General features: G+C 73.9%; 17 protein-coding genes and 1 pseudogene. 7 read left to right on the plus strand and 11 right to left on the minus strand.

Translation table 11 applies throughout. The annotated features are described in order from the left end of the window. Positions 1–50: 50 nt before the first annotated feature. From ACF1DX_RS03480 to ACF1DX_RS03490, 3 genes are all read right to left on the minus strand, one after another. Positions 51–194 carry a hypothetical protein gene (locus ACF1DX_RS03480; RefSeq protein WP_391789743.1) on the minus strand — a complete coding sequence of 48 codons (144 nt, stop codon included), beginning with the start codon at positions 192–194 and terminating at the stop codon, positions 51–53. Positions 195–232: 38 nt separating this feature from the next. Then, complete coding sequence (locus ACF1DX_RS03485; RefSeq protein ID WP_391789559.1) at positions 233–526, minus strand: hypothetical protein; 294 nt, start codon at positions 524–526, stop codon at positions 233–235. A gap of 73 nt (positions 527–599) precedes the next feature. Beyond that, complete coding sequence (locus ACF1DX_RS03490) at positions 600–920, minus strand: DUF2249 domain-containing protein (RefSeq protein ID WP_391789560.1); 321 nt, start codon at positions 918–920, stop codon at positions 600–602. Between the two features lie 69 nt (positions 921–989). Between ACF1DX_RS03490 and ACF1DX_RS03495 the strand changes: the two genes are divergently transcribed. Continuing rightward, on the plus strand, positions 990–1,223 hold the full coding sequence (locus ACF1DX_RS03495) for a hypothetical protein (RefSeq protein ID WP_391789561.1): 234 nt from the start codon (positions 990–992) through the stop codon (positions 1,221–1,223). 79 nt (positions 1,224–1,302) lie between these two features. On the opposite strand, the gene ACF1DX_RS03500 is transcribed toward ACF1DX_RS03495, so the two are convergent. The 4 genes and pseudogenes from ACF1DX_RS03500 to ACF1DX_RS03515 all read right to left on the minus strand — a co-directional run. Then, complete coding sequence (locus tag ACF1DX_RS03500; RefSeq protein WP_391789562.1) at positions 1,303–2,118, minus strand: hypothetical protein; 816 nt, start codon at positions 2,116–2,118, stop codon at positions 1,303–1,305. Between the two features lie 158 nt (positions 2,119–2,276). Beyond that, the gene (locus ACF1DX_RS03505; protein ID WP_391789563.1) at positions 2,277–3,224 is read right to left on the minus strand and encodes an N-acetylmuramoyl-L-alanine amidase; all 948 of its coding nucleotides are present in this window, start codon (positions 3,222–3,224) and stop codon (positions 2,277–2,279) included. An 18-nt stretch (positions 3,225–3,242) separates the two neighbouring features. After that, positions 3,243–3,893 carry a class I SAM-dependent methyltransferase gene (locus ACF1DX_RS03510; protein ID WP_391789564.1) on the minus strand — a complete coding sequence of 217 codons (651 nt, stop codon included), beginning with the start codon at positions 3,891–3,893 and terminating at the stop codon, positions 3,243–3,245. A gap of 148 nt (positions 3,894–4,041) precedes the next feature. Beyond that, positions 4,042–5,648 (minus strand): annotated as a pseudogene (locus ACF1DX_RS03515) (MFS transporter); the annotation flags it as partial. A gap of 266 nt (positions 5,649–5,914) precedes the next feature. Here ACF1DX_RS03515 and ACF1DX_RS03520 point away from each other — a divergent pair. The 3 genes from ACF1DX_RS03520 to ACF1DX_RS03530 all read left to right on the plus strand — a co-directional run bounded on the left by ACF1DX_RS03520 (position 5,915) and on the right by ACF1DX_RS03530 (position 8,763). Then, the gene (locus ACF1DX_RS03520) at positions 5,915–6,172 is read left to right on the plus strand and encodes a WGxxGxxG family protein (RefSeq protein WP_391789565.1); all 258 of its coding nucleotides are present in this window, start codon (positions 5,915–5,917) and stop codon (positions 6,170–6,172) included. 146 nt (positions 6,173–6,318) lie between these two features. Then, the gene (locus ACF1DX_RS03525) at positions 6,319–7,749 is read left to right on the plus strand and encodes an MFS transporter (RefSeq protein WP_391789566.1); all 1,431 of its coding nucleotides are present in this window, start codon (positions 6,319–6,321) and stop codon (positions 7,747–7,749) included. Positions 7,750–7,866: 117 nt separating this feature from the next. Then, positions 7,867–8,763 (plus strand): MaoC/PaaZ C-terminal domain-containing protein, encoded by an 897-nt coding sequence (locus ACF1DX_RS03530; protein WP_391789567.1) that lies wholly within the window; start codon positions 7,867–7,869, stop codon positions 8,761–8,763. 69 nt (positions 8,764–8,832) lie between these two features. On the opposite strand, the gene ACF1DX_RS03535 is transcribed toward ACF1DX_RS03530, so the two are convergent. Both ACF1DX_RS03535 and ACF1DX_RS03540 read right to left on the minus strand, forming a co-directional pair. Next, positions 8,833–9,000 (minus strand): hypothetical protein, encoded by a 168-nt coding sequence (locus ACF1DX_RS03535; protein ID WP_391789568.1) that lies wholly within the window; start codon positions 8,998–9,000, stop codon positions 8,833–8,835. A gap of 97 nt (positions 9,001–9,097) precedes the next feature. Further along, positions 9,098–10,426: a hypothetical protein gene (locus tag ACF1DX_RS03540; protein ID WP_391789569.1), complete on the minus strand. Its 1,329-nt coding sequence runs from the start codon at positions 10,424–10,426 to the stop codon at positions 9,098–9,100. A 199-nt stretch (positions 10,427–10,625) separates the two neighbouring features. Here ACF1DX_RS03540 and ACF1DX_RS03545 point away from each other — a divergent pair, with 199 nt between their 5' ends. The 3 genes from ACF1DX_RS03545 to ACF1DX_RS03555 are packed head-to-tail and all read left to right on the plus strand — an operon-like array spanning position 10,626 to position 13,822. Further along, on the plus strand, positions 10,626–11,483 hold the full coding sequence (locus ACF1DX_RS03545; protein WP_391789570.1) for a Nif3-like dinuclear metal center hexameric protein: 858 nt from the start codon (positions 10,626–10,628) through the stop codon (positions 11,481–11,483). After that, positions 11,480–12,223: a zinc ribbon domain-containing protein gene (locus ACF1DX_RS03550; protein WP_391789731.1), complete on the plus strand. Its 744-nt coding sequence runs from the start codon at positions 11,480–11,482 to the stop codon at positions 12,221–12,223. Before ACF1DX_RS03545 ends, ACF1DX_RS03550 begins: the two co-directional genes overlap by 4 nt. Positions 12,224–12,235: 12 nt before the next feature. After that, the gene (locus tag ACF1DX_RS03555) at positions 12,236–13,822 is read left to right on the plus strand and encodes a bifunctional RNase H/acid phosphatase (protein WP_391789571.1); all 1,587 of its coding nucleotides are present in this window, start codon (positions 12,236–12,238) and stop codon (positions 13,820–13,822) included. Here ACF1DX_RS03555 and eda read toward each other — a convergent pair. Together eda and yaaA are read right to left on the minus strand one after the other, a co-directional pair. Then, positions 13,797–14,456 carry a bifunctional 4-hydroxy-2-oxoglutarate aldolase/2-dehydro-3-deoxy-phosphogluconate aldolase gene (eda, locus tag ACF1DX_RS03560; protein WP_391789572.1) on the minus strand — a complete coding sequence of 220 codons (660 nt, stop codon included), beginning with the start codon at positions 14,454–14,456 and terminating at the stop codon, positions 13,797–13,799. The genes ACF1DX_RS03555 and eda overlap by 26 nt on opposite strands. Positions 14,457–14,521: 65 nt before the next feature. Continuing rightward, a complete protein-coding gene (yaaA, locus tag ACF1DX_RS03565; RefSeq protein ID WP_391789573.1) occupies positions 14,522–15,304 on the minus strand; it encodes a peroxide stress protein YaaA in 783 nt (260 codons plus the stop codon). Positions 15,305–15,321: the final 17 nt, after the last annotated feature.

The raw sequence follows: 15,321 nt of genomic DNA on the forward strand, positions 1-15,321 counted from the left end.
CCCCCGGGTCACGTGACCAGTCGGCGGTGAGGTCCGGGGCCGGGGGCGGGTCAGTAGCGGCGGAGGCGGCCGGCGATGGCGTGGCCGATGAAGAGGTGGACGACGGCGGCGAGTCCGTAGCCGGCGACCACACGGGCCCACGCCTCGTCGAAGGTGCTGTGTTCACTGGGGGTGCCCCCAGACCCCCGGGTCACGTGACCAGTCGGCGGTGAGGTCCGGGGCCGGGGGCGGGTCAGTAGCGGCGGAGGCGGCCGGCGATGGCGTGGCCGATGAAGAGGTAGACGACGGCGGCGAGTCCGTAGCCGGCGACCACACGGGCCCAGGCCTCGTCGAAGGTGAAGAGGTCACGGGACCAGGTGGCCAGCCAGTTGGCCGCGTCGTGGACGAACCGCACCAGGTCGTTGCCCCGGTTGGCGTCCAGCAGGTACATCAGAATCCAGAGTCCGAGGATGACGGCCATGATGTCCGCGATCACCGCGATGACCGTCCCTGCGGAGTTGGAACCAGTGCGATATCGAGGGGACATACTTTCCGACTGGCCCCGAACGGGCGGATGAAACCCGGAACGTCCGGGGCCGGCAAGGAAGTTCGGCGTGGGTTCAGCGGTGGGTGAGCAGCAGGCGCCACGCCTCCGGGCCGCGCTGCCGGTAGTCCACCGCGAAGACACCGGGGTGCCGGTCCTCGATCTGCCGCAGCAGCGGCAGCGGGTCGTGCGGTGCCACGAGCACCATGGCCCGCCCGGCCGGTACGGCACCGAGCGCGCCGAAGACCGTGGCGTGCCGCAGCGCGTGCGGGACGTCCCGGACGTCGAGTTCGGGTACCTCCACGTCGTCCGGTCCGCCGCAGCCGCACGTGCCGCCGCAGCCACCGCCCGTGGACTCGCCCGCGGCTTCCTCGCCACCGCCGAGCAGTTCGCGCATGCCGCCCAGCGAGATGTCCGGGGCACCGGCGAGCGCGTACGGATCTGGGTGCTGACGGCGGGACCGAACGTGCCCAGTGCCTTCCACGTCGTGGGCGGCCAGTTCGACACGGTGTTCCGCGAGGGCGCGTACGACCTGCGGCCGGGCAACGCGGAACGCGGCGGCGCGCAGGTCCTCGATCTCGCCCCCGCGTCGGGCGGGTTCGTCGAGCTGTCCTTCCCGGAGGCGGGCGACTACCCGTTCGTCACCCATGTGATGACCGACGCGGAGCGCGGCGCACACGGCGTCGTCCGCGTCGGCTGAACACGCCGGGCCCCCGCCGTACGACAGCGGCCCCCCGCCCAAAGGGCGGGGGGCCGTGATGGGGAAGGGCCGGATCCGGTCAGCCTCGCTGGATGCCCGAGGTGTCCTGGAGGACGCCGCGGCGGCCGTCCTGGGTCTGGGCGACGAGGGCCGGACCGCGCTGCTCGACCGCCAGGTACCAGGTACCGGGGGCCAGTTCGGCGATCGGCGTGGGCGAGCCGTCCTCCGGGAACAGCGGACGGGGCACCGGCACCGCGAACCAGAACGGCGAGAAGTCACCGGCGGGCGCCGCGGCGGGCTGACCCGGCTGCGGCTGACCCGGCTGGGGCTGGCCCGGGAAGGGCTGCTGCGGCTGACCGCCGAACGAGGCCTGCGGCGCACCCGGGTAGCCGTAACCGGCGGGCGGCTGGGCACCGTACGGCTGCGGGGCTGCGGGACGGGCGGCCGGGAGCAGGGCACCCTTGAGGGCGGGCACCAGGGGGGTGGCGACGGCGGCGGCGGCCAGCAGCAGCGCGGCGATCAGGCCGAGGATGAGACCGGCGCCGGTCTCGGGCTCATCGCCCCCGAGGCCGGAGAAGAGGTCGTCGAACGCCCCCAGCGGGTCGATGATCGACCAGAAGGACGTCCACGCGGCGAAAATCGTCAGGGCCACTCCGAGCTGACCGAGGTCGAGGCCGACGACCTTGGGCGGCTGGGGAAGCGCACGGGCCACGACGATGAGGGCAGCGCCGGCGATACCGGCGATGTACATGCTCATCAACAGGCCGAGGTTGTCCCAGGCGTTGGGGATGTCGTCGCCGTCGCCGCCGAACGTGGCGAGAAACGACGCGATGAACAGCAATACCGCTGCTCCGATCACCACGCCGTCGCCTCGAGTGAGAGAGCGGATATTCACTTCAGGTCCTTCGTAGGTCGTCTCGTCGTCGGAAGAGGCGTCGCTGTCACCATGTCGCCCGAAGGCCCCGGTGTGAAGCGCGGGGGTGGCCCCTCATCGTCCGGACGACACTACCGTCCGTGCGATCGGGCTGTCCGCCCGGATCAGCGCGCTGATCCCTACCCGCGCAGGAAACTCACGATTCCGTCGGAAATCCCTTGCGCCGCTTTCTGCCGCCAGGCACCGCTGGTCAGCAGTGCCGCGTCCTTGCTATCGCGCATGTTGCCGCACTCGATGAACACCTTGGGAACCGTTGACAGATTGAGACCGCCCAAGTCCTTACGCGTGACGAGACCGGTACCGCCGCCGACGTAGTTGGAGGGCGCGCTGCCGGTGACGCGGACGAAGTGGCCCGCGATGCGCGTACCGAGGTCCTCGGACGGCCCGACGATGGCACGGGTGTCGGCGGCACCGGCGTCGACGGTGCCGGGCAGGATCACATGGAAGCCGCGGTTGCCGGTGCCCGAGCCGTCCGCGTGGATCGAGACGGCGGCGTCGGCCTTCGCCTCGTTGCCGATCCGGGCCCGCTCGTCCACGCACGGGCCGAACGGCCGGTCCCCGTCCTGGGTCAGCTTCACGGTGGCGCCCTGCTTCTCCAGGAGCGCGCGCATCCGGTGGGCGACGTCGAGGGTGAAGTCGGCCTCGGCGTAACCGTCGTTGGTGGACGTGCCGGTGGTGTCGCACTCCTTGCGGTGGGTCCCGATGTCCACCTGACGGTTGATCTCGGCGGTGTGCTCGAAGTTCTCCGGGTTGTGCCCGGGGTCGATGACGACGACCTTGCCCGCGAGGGGACCGTCCGCGGCAGCCGGGGTGCCGGGCTTCTCGTCCTCGGGACGCGCGGACGGTGCCGGCGACGACGTACGGGGGGAGGCGGGAGCGGATGCGGAGGGAGAGGCGGAAGCGGCGGTGCTCCCCGGCCCCTCGTCGTCCCCGGACCCGCCCACCGCGGCGTACACCGCCCACCCGAGCAGCGCGCCCGGCACCAGCGCGGCGAGTGCCACGGTCAGGGGCCCGCGCCGGGACCGTCGGGGCTGGGGCGGATCGAAACCGGGACCTGTGTACGACACGCAGTCACCCTAGCGGTGTCAGATGCCCGTGCCGGTACGGCGCAGCACACGCAGGGAACCGGTGGCCGAGACCTCGGTGAACGCGCCGGACGCGAGGGCCCGGAGGTGGACGCGGTAGGGAGCCTGGCCGGTGAACTCGTCCACCGGGTCGGGGAAGACGTCGTGGATCACGAGGAGGCCGCCCTCGGCCACGTGCGGGGCCCAGCCCTCGTAGTCGGCGGTGGCGTGCTCGTCGGTGTGGCCGCCGTCGACGAAGACGAGGGCGAGGGGGGAGGTCCACAGGGCGGCGATGCGCGGGGAGCGGCCGACCAGGGCGACCACGTGGTCCTCCAGGCCCGCCCGGTGCAGGGTGCGCCGGAAGGCGGGGAGGGTGTCCATCAGGCCCAGCTCGGGGTCGACCGTCTCCGGGTCGTGGTACTCCCAGCCGGGCTGCTGCTCCTCGCTGCCGCGGTGGTGGTCCACGGTGAGCGCGGTGACACCGGCCGCGCGGGCCGCGTCGGCGAGCAGGATCGTGGAACGGCCGCAGTAGGTGCCGATCTCCAGGAGCGGCAGCCCCAGACGGCCGGCCTCGGCCGCCGCCGCGTACAGGGCCAGGCCCTCGTCCACGGGCATGAAGCCCTTCGCCGCCTCGAACGCGGCCAGGATCCCGGGCCCGGGTGCCGTCGACATGGGGCTTGCCTCTCCCGAGGGGGTACGTGTGTGCACGGGCACCATGCTGCCGTACCCCCTGTGCGGGTGGTGCGACAGGGGGTACCGGCGGGTAACAGGGGGCGGGCGTACGGGCTCCGCGCAGGGCGGCCAGGGCGTACGGGCCCTACGCGGGGACGGCCAGGGCGTACGGGCCGTCACCGGCGGAGACGGCGGCGCCCGCCCGGTGGCCGTGGCGGTCGGTCAGCGTGACCTCGGCGCGGGCGACGGGCGCCCGGCGGCGTCCAGGGCCCGGTCCCGCAAGCCGCCGCGCAGGGCCGCCTCCGCGCGTTCCAGGTTCGCGTCCTCCTCGCTGCTCGCCCGGAGCCGCGAGCGCTGCTCCGACGGGCGCCGGCCGGGCAGGAACAGGGCCAGGACCAGCCCCACGGCCACCGCCGCCGTCGCGATCAGGAAGGAGATCCGGAAGCCGTGGAGGGTCGGGATCTCCACCCCGCCCACGGTGTCCGCCGTGTTGGCCAGCACCATGCCGATGACGGCGCTCGACACCGACGTGCCGATGGACCGCATCAGGGTGTTGAGGCCGTTCGCCGCGCCCGTCTCCGAGGCCGGCACCGCGCCGATGATCAGCGCGGGCAGGGAGGAGTAGGCGAGACCGATGCCCGCGCCGATGACCACCGAGGTGACGACGGTCTGCCAGGCGGCGTCCATCAGGCCGAGGCCGCCGCCGTAGCCGATCGCGATGATCACCAGGCCGAGGACGAGGGTGGTCTTCGGGCCGTACCGGGCGGAGAGACGGGCGTAGACGGGGGCGGTGAACATCATCGTCAGGCCCAGCGGGGCCACGCACAGGCCCGCGACCACCATCGACTGGCCGAGCCCGTGGCCGGCGGGGAGCTGGAGGAGCTGGGGCAGGACCAGGGAGACGACGAAGAAGGAGACGCCGACCATGATCGACGCGAGGTTGGTGAGCAGGACCTCGCGGCGGGCGGTGGTGCGCAGGTCCACCAGGGGCGCGGGGACGCGCAGCTCCATCAGGCCCCAGAGGAGGAGCACCACGGCCGCCGCGCCGAACAGGCCCAGCGTGGTGCCGGAGGTCCAGCCCCAGTCGCCGCCCTTGGAGACGGGGAGCAGGAACAGCACCAGCCCGGCGGACAGGCCCAGCGCGCCCGGCAGGTCGAAGGTGCCCTTCGCGCGCACCGGGGACTCCGGTACGACGGCCAGGGTGAGCGCGATCGCGAGGACGCCGAGGCCGGCGGCGCCGAAGTAGAGGGCGTGCCAGTCGGAGTGCTGGGCGACCAGCGCGGCGGCGGGCAGCGCGAGACCGCCGCCGACGCCTATGGAGGAGCTCATCAGGGCCATCGCCGAGCCGAGGCGCTCGCGGGGCAGCGTGTCGCGCATCAGGCCGATGCCGAGCGGGATGGCGCCCATCGCGACGCCCTGGAGCGTACGGCCGGCGATCATCAGGAGCAGGTCACTGGTGAACGCGCTGACCAGCGCGCCGGCCACCATCACCGCGAGGCTGGTGACCAGCATCCGCCGCTTGCCGTGGAGGTCGCCGAGGCGGCCCATGATCGGGGTGGCCACGGCGCCGGACAGCAGGGTCGAGGTCAGTACCCAGGTCGCGTCGGCGGGGTTGGTGTCCAGCAGTCGCGGCAGGTCCTTGATGACCGGGACCAGCAGGGTCTGCATCACCGCGACAACGATGCCCGCGAAGGCGAGCACCGGGACCACGGCCCCCGCTCTGCCGGAGGGGCGGTCGGTCGTCGTCTGCGTCATGGAAAGGTGCCTCCAGGGCCGGCCGTGTGCGGGGTACGTGCAGTCCGAACCCCGTACACCGAGGCAACTATTCCGATGCTTCGAGCCACTAACGAATTCTTGACCGTTCCTTTGGTGTCGACCGGTGCCGATCCACCCGGTTGAAGTTGAAGCGGAAATCAAAAAATTCCTTTCATTTCTCATATTCATGTCTTTTGAGGGGAGAAAGGGGCACTACGGACGGTGCGAAAGCGACTGCTGGGACCACTGAGATGAGGGAGACAGCAATGCGCAAATTCGTAGGCACCGTCGTCATCGGCGTCCTGCTCGCCATCGCCCCGGTCGGCGCGGCGTTCGGCCAGACCACCGAGCAGACGGCCCAGCCGACCACCGCCACGGTCGTACAGGCGCAGGACGACAACAACGACGACGACGGCGGCAACGGCGGACTGTGGGGCCTGCTCGGCCTGCTGGGACTGGCCGGGCTCATCCCTCGTAAGAACAAGCGCGAACACCGGAACACCAGCGGCGCCACCCGCATGTGACCGCCGGCCCCCGCTCCGACGGGGAATCCCGACCGCCCCCGGCCGGCCGGGGGCGGTGAGTCCGCGTCCGGGCCCGGAGACCGGGTCCGGAGGCCGAGTACACGTCGTACGAAAAGCCGATGCCGGGGCGGGGCCCGGTTGAGAGCATGGCGCACATGCTCGAAACCACCGACACCGCCCGCGGGTCCGCCCGCGCCACCCCGCCCGCGTGGCTGGTGGTGGCGCTCGCCTGTGCCGGGCAGTTCCTCGTCGTCCTCGACATCTCGGTGGTGAACGTCGCCCTGCCGTCCATGCGCGGCGGGCTGGCACTCGACGAGCAGGGCCTGCAGTGGGTGGTGAACGCGTACGCCATCGCCTTCGCCGGATTCATGCTGCTCGGCGGACGCGCCGGCGACCTCTACGGGCGCAAGCGGATGTTCCTCGTCGGTCTCGGCCTGTTCACGCTGGCCTCGCTGGCCGGCGGGCTGGCCCAGGACGGCTGGCAGTTGCTGCTGGCGCGGGCCGTGCAGGGACTCGGGGCGGCCGTCCTGGCACCCTCCACGCTCACCCTCGTCACCTCGGCCGTGCCGGAGGGCGCGGCCCGCGCCCGGGCCATAGCGACCTGGACGGCCGTCGGGGCGGGCGGCGGCGCGGCCGGCGGATTCGTCGGCGGGGTGCTGGTGGAGGCGCTGTCGTGGCGGTGGGTGCTGCTGATCAACGTACCCGTCGGAGCGCTCGTGCTGGCCGGGGCCGCCCGGTGGCTGACGGAGAGCCGGGCCGGGGACGGACGGCGGCTCGACCTGCCGGGCGCGCTGCTGGTGACGGCCGGCCTCGCCACCCTCGCGTACGGCATCTCACAGACCGAGTCCGAGGGCTGGACGGCGGCGGCCACGCTGGTGCCGCTGTGCGCGGGGCTCGTCCTCCTCGCCCTGTTCCTCCTCGCCGAGGCGCGGGCCAAGGCCCCGCTGATGCCGCTCGGACTGCTGCGGCTGCGGTCGGTGGCGTCGGCGAACGTGGCGATGCTCATCAGCGGTTCCGCCATGTTCTGCATGTGGTTCTTCATGACCCTGTACGCGCAGAACGTGCTCGGCTACACCCCGCTGGAGGCCGGACTGGCGCTGGTGCCGAGCTCGCTCGCCGTGGTCATCGGCTCCAAGCTCGCGCCCCGGCTGATGCGCGCGGCGGGACCGCGCACCGTGGCCGTGCTCGGCACGCTGATCGCGGCGACCGGCTTCGGCTGGCAGTCGACGATGACCGCCGACGGGGCGTACCTCACCGCGATCATGTTCCCCGGCATCCTGATGATGCTGGGCGCGGGCATCGCCGCCACCCCGCTGGCCTCGCTGGCCACGTCCGGCGCGGCGCCGGAGGAGGCCGGCCTGGTCTCCGGGCTGGTCAACACCTCCCGCACGATGGGCGGCTCCCTGGGACTCGCGATCATGTCCACGATCGCGGCGGCCCACACGGGCCCCGCCCGCACGCCGCACTCCCTGACGGAGGGCTACGCCCTGGCCTTCCGCACCAGCACGGCACTGCTGGTGGCGGGAGCGGTGGTGATGTGGCTGTGGCTGCCGAGGAGGACGAAGGAGGAGCGCTAGCCTGCGCAACCGTGGGCAGTTGTACCGCTGGGGCGGCACAGGTGGGCGCGACGTCACCGACAAGCGCCGGCGGAGCGACCCGCCCCCACCCCCGGGAACGACGCGACAGGAGCCCCCGTGCCCATCGACGCAGCCAAGGCCCTGGCCGCCCCACCCCGCACCGCCGACATCTCCTGGACCCCCGAGGACGTCCTCCTCTACCACCTCGGCATCGGTGCGGGCCGCCCCGCCACCGACCCCCACGAACTGCGCTACACCCTCGAATCCCGGCTGCACGTCCTGCCGAGCTTCGCCACCGTCGCGGGCGGCGGCCCGCCCGGTGTGACCGGCGCGCTCTCCCTCCCCGGCATCGACGTGGACCTCGCCCACGTCCTCCACGCCGGTCAGTCGCTCACCGTGCACCGCCGCCCCCTGCCGGCCGAGGGCACCGCCACCACCACCGCCCGTATCACCGCCGTCCACGACAAGGACACGGCGGCCGTCCTCGTCATGCGCACCGAGGCCGCCGATGCCGACGGCCCGCTGTGGACGGACGAGGCGCGGATCCACGTACGCGGCGAAGGCGGCTGGGGCGGAGACCGCGGCCCGTCCATGCGGCACGAGCCGCCCGCCGGGAAGCCGGACCGGATCCTCGAACGCGCCGTCCGCGAGGACCAGGCCCTGCTCTACCGCCTCTCCGGTGACCGGAACCCCCTGCACGCCGACCCGGAGTTCGCCGCGCGCGCCGGGTTCGAACGGCCCGTCCTGCACGGCCTGTGCACCTACGGCATGACCCTCAAGGCGGTCGTCGACACCCTGCTCGACGGCGACGTCACCCGCGTCCGCTCCTGTGCCACCCGGTTCGCCGGGGTCGTGTACCCGGGCGAGACGCTGCGGATCCGGATGTGGCGCGGGGACGGCGCGGTACGGGTGGTCGTCGGTGCCGTCATGGGGGTCCCCCCGCTCGAGCGAAGCCGAGAGTGGGGGAGCGGCGACGCGCCGGTGCTCGCCGACACGACGGTCGGACACGACTGAGCCGGGCCCCGGCCGTCATCGAGGACGGCCGGGGCCCGGCTCGGTTGCGGATCGGTGCCCGACGTGGGGTCAGGCGGCCGATCCGGCGTACTCGTTCACCTGTTCCGGCCTGCGGTGCCGGCCGCGCGGGGACGCTTCCGCGTCCTGCGTGGAGACCGGACCCCGGTGCTTGCCGTGTCCGACAGCGGCCTGTCCGTCCTCGGTGGACCGCGACTCGTTCGTGCTGACGTCGTTCATCGGAAGGAACTCACCCCGTAAACATGATCTTTCCTACAGCCGGGCGAGTGTAACCGGCACACCACCACCCGGATCCAGGCGGCCACGCCGACCGCCACTACTTCGTTACAAGCCGTCCCAGAGGCGCCTGTTGCAAGGGGACCGGACGGGGCGCGGAGGGGGCGCCGGGGTCGTGGTGCGCCGGGGGCTCGACGTGGGGCGGGAGCAGGTGGCCGATCATGTCCCCGGAGCAGTAGGGGAGTTGGGATGGAAGGTCCTCGTGCGTGGGCTCGTCGGGGGAGGGCGCCCGGCCGTCCGTCACCGTTCCGGGCCCGAACCCCGCACGCGCCGGGCCCTCGCCGGAACCCGGAGCCTTTGGGCGGTCCACCGGTGGACGGACGTCCAGGCCCGCCCGCCGCCGCTCCTGTCCGGGAGCCCGCAGGCCGGCCACACCGCACGGCACCGCCCCGGTGGCGTACGGCAGCCGCAGCACCCCGTCCGCGGTCCACAGCCCGGCGCCGGCCAGCCACCCCGCCGGCGCCGGGAAATGGTGCACCTGCCGCTCCGCCGGCCGCCACACCCCGACCCAGCTGCCGAACGCGCCGTCGACGCGCAGCGCCACCGCGCAGCCCTCCGGCGTCAGCATCTGCCCCGGCTGGATCGCGAACGGCGTGACCGCGCAGTCCGCCAGCCGCAGGCACTCCGGGAAGCGCACCGGCAGCGTGCTGCCCAGCACCCCCCAGCCCAGCCGGCTCCGCCCGGGTGACGGCGCGTCCGAGCGGATCAGCAGCAGCCCGCTGTCCGGGTCGGCCAGCAGCACCCGGTCGTCGCTCCCGTCGGCGATCTGCAGCAGCGGGGACATCTCGCCGCCGCGCTCCAGGTCCACCACGACCGCCTTGGTGCGCCCGCCGCTCTCCCGGTCCAGCGCCAGCATCCGCCCCTCGCGGTCCAGCCACACCCCGCCCGAGCAGCGCCCGGGAACCTCCGCGAGCTGCTCGGGCCCGAACGCGCCGCCCGCCACCAGCCACACCACCGTCGACCGCCGGCCCACGGCGAGGGCGTACGCCCGCTCCCCGTCCGGCGCGGGCGGCAGCAGCCGCAGCCGGGTGCCCTCGTCCGGGCACTCGACCGTGCCCAGCAACAGCTCACCGGTGCCGGGGCCGGTCGGGTACAGCAGGGAGAAGGCGTGCCGTCCGCCCACCAGCCGGTGGATGAGGACCCGCCCGTCACTCAGGGGCTGCACCTCGGTGCCGGGTTCCTCGGGCTGGTTGCCGGGCAGCGGCACCGCGTAGGGCTCGGGGCCGTCCAGGGTCCAGCGCTCCGGGAAGAAGGAGTCGCCGGCGAGGGCGAGGCGTGCGGCGTAGGAACCGTCGGCGGTGATGGCGCAGCCCGCCCGTCCGGCTCCCTCCTCGTGTCCCGCCGCGGGTTCGATGGCACAGACCGTCATCGTTCGGTCACCTCCGGTGACGAAAGTAGGTCGCGCACGCACGGACGGCGGACCGGTGGGCCCGCACTTCACACGTAAGGGTGCTCCAGGAACGATTCGCCTGAGGGAGAGGCGGACGTGTGCTCCAGGGGTCGTGGCGCCGGCCGGCGAGGGCGGCGCCGGTTCGGGCGCACAGGGCCGCCCAGGTAGCCTTGGCAGCGTGCCCCGTCTGTCAGAAGTCATCGCCGCGCTGGAGAACCTGTGGCCCGCCGAGCGGGCCGAGTCCTGGGACGCGGTCGGCACCGTCGTGGGCGACCCCGATCAGGAGGTCACGCGGGTCCTGTTCGCCGTCGACCCGGTCCGGGAGACCGTCGACGAGGCCGTGAAGCTGGACGCCGACCTGCTGGTCACCCACCACCCGCTCTACCTGCGCGGTACGACCACGGTCGCGGCCTCCACCTTCAAGGGCCGCGTGGTGCACACGCTCATCAAGAACGACATCGCGCTGCACGTCGCCCACACCAACGCCGACACCGCCGACCCGGGAGTCTCGGACGCCCTCGCCGGCGCGCTGGACCTCAGGGTCGTACGCCCCCTGGTGCCGGACCCGGCCGACCCGGACGGCCGCCGGGGCCTGGGCCGCGTCTGCGAGCTCGACCACCCGCTGACCGTCCGCGACCTCGCCGCCCGCGCCGCCGAACGCCTCCCCGCCACCGCGCAGGGCATCCGCGTCGCCGGCGACCCCGACGCGCTCGTGCGCACGGTCGCCGTCAGCGGCGGCTCCGGCGACAGCCTCTTCGACCACGTCCGGGCCGCCGGCGTGGACGCCTTCCTCACCGCGGACCTGCGCCACCACCCGGCCTCCGAGGCCCGCGCCCACAGTCCTCTCGCGCTGCTCGACGCGGCGCACTGGGCCACCGAGTGGCCCTGGTGCGAGCTGGCGGCAGCCCAGCTCGACGAGATCTCCGACCGCCACGGATGGGACCTGCGGGTCCACGTCTCCAAGACGGTCACCGACCCCTGGACCGCCCACGCGGCGTCTCCCGCCACCACCGACACATCTGGAGCCCCCAACTGAACGCCGCGCCCGCCGACCAGATCCGACTCCTCGACGTCCAGGACCTCGACGTCCGCCTCCAGCAGCTCGCGCACAAGCGGAGGTCGCTGCCCGAGCACGCCGAGATCGAGTCGCTGAACCGGGACCTCACCCAGCTCCGCGACCTGCTCGTCGCCGCGCAGACCGAGGAGAGCGACTGCGCCCGCGAGCAGACCAAGGCCGAGCAGGACGTCGACCAGGTGCGCCAGCGGGCCGCCCGCGACCAGAAGCGCCTCGACTCCGGTGCCGTCTCCTCGCCCAAGGACCTGGAGAACCTCCAGCGCGAGATCACCTCCCTCGCCAAGCGGCAGGGCGACCTGGAGGACGTCGTCCTGGAGGTCATGGAGCGCCGCGAGTCCGCGCAGGAGCGGGTCGCCGAACTGACCGAGCGGGTCGGCTCCGTGCAGGGGAGGATCGACGACGCCACCGCGCGCCGGGACGCGGCCGTCGAGGAGATCGACGGCGAGGCGGCCTCGGTGACGAAGGAGCGCGAGGTCGTCGCGGGTTCCGTGCCCGCCCCGCTGCTGAGCCTGTACGAGAAGCTGCGTGCGCAGCAGGGCGGCATCGGCGCGGCGAAGCTGTACGCCCGCACCTGCCAGGGCTGCCGCCAGGAGCTCGCCATCACCGAGCTGAACGAGATCCGCTCCGCGGCGCCCGACACGGTGGTGCGCTGCGAGAACTGCCGCCGCATCCTGGTGCGTACGTCCGAGTCGGGGCTGTAAGGGCTGCCGGGGGTGCGGGAGTTCATCGTCGAGGCGGACGGCGGGTCGCGGGGCAACCCGGGGCCCGCGGGCTACGGGGCCGTGGTGAGCGACGCGGCGACGGGGGAGACCCTGGTGGAGGCGGCCGAGTACCTCGGTGTCGCCACCAACAACGTCGCCGAGTACCGGGGCCTGCTGGCCGGCCTGCGCGCCGCCCGTGAACTGGACCCTCAGGCACGGGTCCACGTCCGGATGGACTCCAAGCTCGTCATCGAGCAGATGACGGGCCGCTGGAAGATCAAGCACCCGGCGATGAAGCCGCTCGCGGCTCAGGCGGCGCTGGTCTTCCCGCCGGAGCGGGTCACCTACGAGTGGATCCCGCGCGCACAGAACAAGCACGCCGACCGCCTGGCCAACGAGGCGATGGACGCGGGCAAGCGGGGCGAGGCGTGGTCGGCGGCGGCCTCCCGCGCCGCCCTCGACCTCCCCCGCCCTGAACCGTCGGGCCCACCGGGCGACGCCACAGCGGGTGCGGCCCGCGCCCGGGCGGCGTTGGCATCGGCGTCCGGGGGTTCCGCCGCCGACGCCCGGCCCGCGGAAGCGACCCCCACGCCCGGCGAAACCGCCGGGCCCGAAGCCGCGTCCGTCGGGGCCACCGTTGCCGGGCCCGACGGCGTGAGAGCCGACGCGGAGGCGCGGGCCGCGCGGGCGATCGGAACCGGCGCCGCACCCGCCTCCGGGGCGGCCGGGACGGGGGCCGAGGCCGAGGGCGCGCGCGCTTCCGGGGCCACCGGTGCCGACGCGGACGCGCGGGCGGCCGGAACCGGCGCCGCACCCGAGGGCACCACCGTCGCCGAGGCCGCCGGCGCCGCCTCAGGCGCGACCGGAACCGGCGCCGCACCCGAGGCCGCCGGCGCCGAAGCCAAAGCCGACGCCGATCTCCGTGCCGCGCGGGCCGTCGCCACGCCCACCGCCGGCTGGGCGCCCGCCGATCTGGGAGCGCCCGCCACCTTCGTGCTGCTGCGGCACGGTGAGACCCCGCTGACCCCGCAGAAGCGCTTCTCGGGCAGTGGCGGCAGCGACCCCTCCCTCTCCTCCGTCGGCCGGGAACAGGCCGAGAAGGCCGCCGAGTTCCTCGCCCGGCGCGGCACCGTCCAGGCGGTCGTCGCCTCGCCCCTCGCCCGGACGCGCGAGACCGCCGGCATCGTCGCCGCCCGGCTCGGGCTCGACGTGACCGTGGAGGACGGGCTGCGCGAGACGGACTTCGGCGCGTGGGAGGGCCTCACCTTCGGCGAGGTCCGCGAACGCCACCCCGACGACCTGAACGCCTGGCTGTCCTCCCCGGACGCCGAACCCACCGGCGGCGGCGAGAGCTTCACGGCCACCGCCGCCCGGGTCGCCGCCACCCGCGACCGGCTGACCGCCGAGTACCGTGGCCGTACGGTCCTGCTCGTCACCCACGTGACACCGATCAAGACCCTCATACGCCTCGCCCTGGGCGCCCCGCCCGAGTCCCTGTTCCGCATGGAACTCTCGGCGGCATCCCTCTCCGCCGTGGCGTACTACGCCGACGGCAACGCCAGCGTCCGCCTGTTCAACGACACCTCGCACCTGCGCTGAGTCCCGCCGCCTCCCGCGCCAGCGCCTCGACCCGCCCCCAGTCCCGGGCGGCCACCGCGTCCGCCGGAAGCATCCAGCTCCCGCCCACGCACCCCACGTTGGGCAGCGCGAGGTAGTCCGGCGCGGAATCGGGGCCGATGCCCCCGGTCGGGCAGAAGCGGGCCTGCGGCAGCGGACCGGCGAGCGACCTCAGGTACGCCGTGCCGCCCGCCGCCCGCGCCGGGAAGAACTTCATCTCCCGCACCCCCCGCTCCAGGAGCGCCACCACCTCCGAGGCGGTCGACACCCCCGGCAGGAACGGCACCCCGGACGCCCGCATGGCCTCCAGGAGTACGTCCGTCCACCCCGGGCTGACCAGGAACCGCGCCCCGGCCGCCACCACCTCGTCCACCTGCGCCGGCGTGATCACCGTCCCGGCGCCGACCACGGCGTCCGGCACCTCGCCGGCGATCGCCCGGATCGCGTCGAGCGCGGCGGGCGTCCGCAGGGTCACCTCGATCGCGGGCAGCCCGCCGGCCACCAGCGCCCGCGCCAGCGGTACGGCGTCGGCGGCGTCCTCGACGACGACGACGGGCACGACGGGGGCGAGGTCCAGCACGGAGGAGGAGTCCGGGGAGGGCAGGGGAGAGCGCATGACGTCATCCTGCCCACACCGATGCGCACCGCGCAAAGCTCATTGCAGATGATGCAATGGATGAGTCAGTGCACCTCGTCCACCAGCACGTCCAGCGCCCACGCCGCCCCCGCCCTGGCCGGCGCCGTCGCCTCCACCTCGTACCCGAGGTCCCGCAGCGCCTCCACCAGCCCGGCGGGGTCCTCCGGCGCGGCCCCGGCGGTCAGCAGGCTCCGTACGATCCGCCCCTTGGTCGCCTTGTTGAAGTGGCTGACCACCTTCCGCGTGGGCGCGTGCAGCACCCGTACGGTCGCCGTCCGCGCCGCCACCTCGCCCTTCGGCCTCCAGGCCGCCGCGTACGCCGCCGACCGCAGGTCCAGCACCAGCCCGTTCCCGGCCGCCTCGGGCAGCACCTCGGCCATCGGCGCACGCCAGTGCCCGCCCAGCGCGCCGAGGCCGGGCAGCTTCACGCCCATCGAGAGCCGGTAGGAGGGAATCCGGTCGGTGACCCGCACCGCGCCCCACAGCCCGGAGAACACCAGCAGGGACGCCGCCGCCCGCCGCTTCGCCGCCGCGTCCAGGGACGCCAGGTCCAGGGCGTCGTACAGCACCCCGGTGTAGATCTCCCCGGCGGGCCGCGCCCCGGCGGTCCGCAGCTCCGTGTTCTTCGCGACCTCGCCCCGCAGCCCCTCGCTCAGCCCGAGCACCTCGCGCGCCTTGTCCTCGTCGCCGGCGCACAGGTCCACCAGTTCGGCGAGGACGGCCTCCCGCGCGGCGGCCAGCCCCGGCAGCGACAGCGACTCGGGCTTCAGCGGGGCGCCGCGGCCGGAAGCGGCCTTTCCCTCGGACGGCGGCAGCAGGACAAGCACGCGTACTCCTTCGATCG

It is taken from the genome of Streptomyces sp. NPDC014676 (assembly GCF_043084105.1).
Lineage (GTDB): Bacteria > Actinomycetota > Actinomycetes > Streptomycetales > Streptomycetaceae > Streptomyces.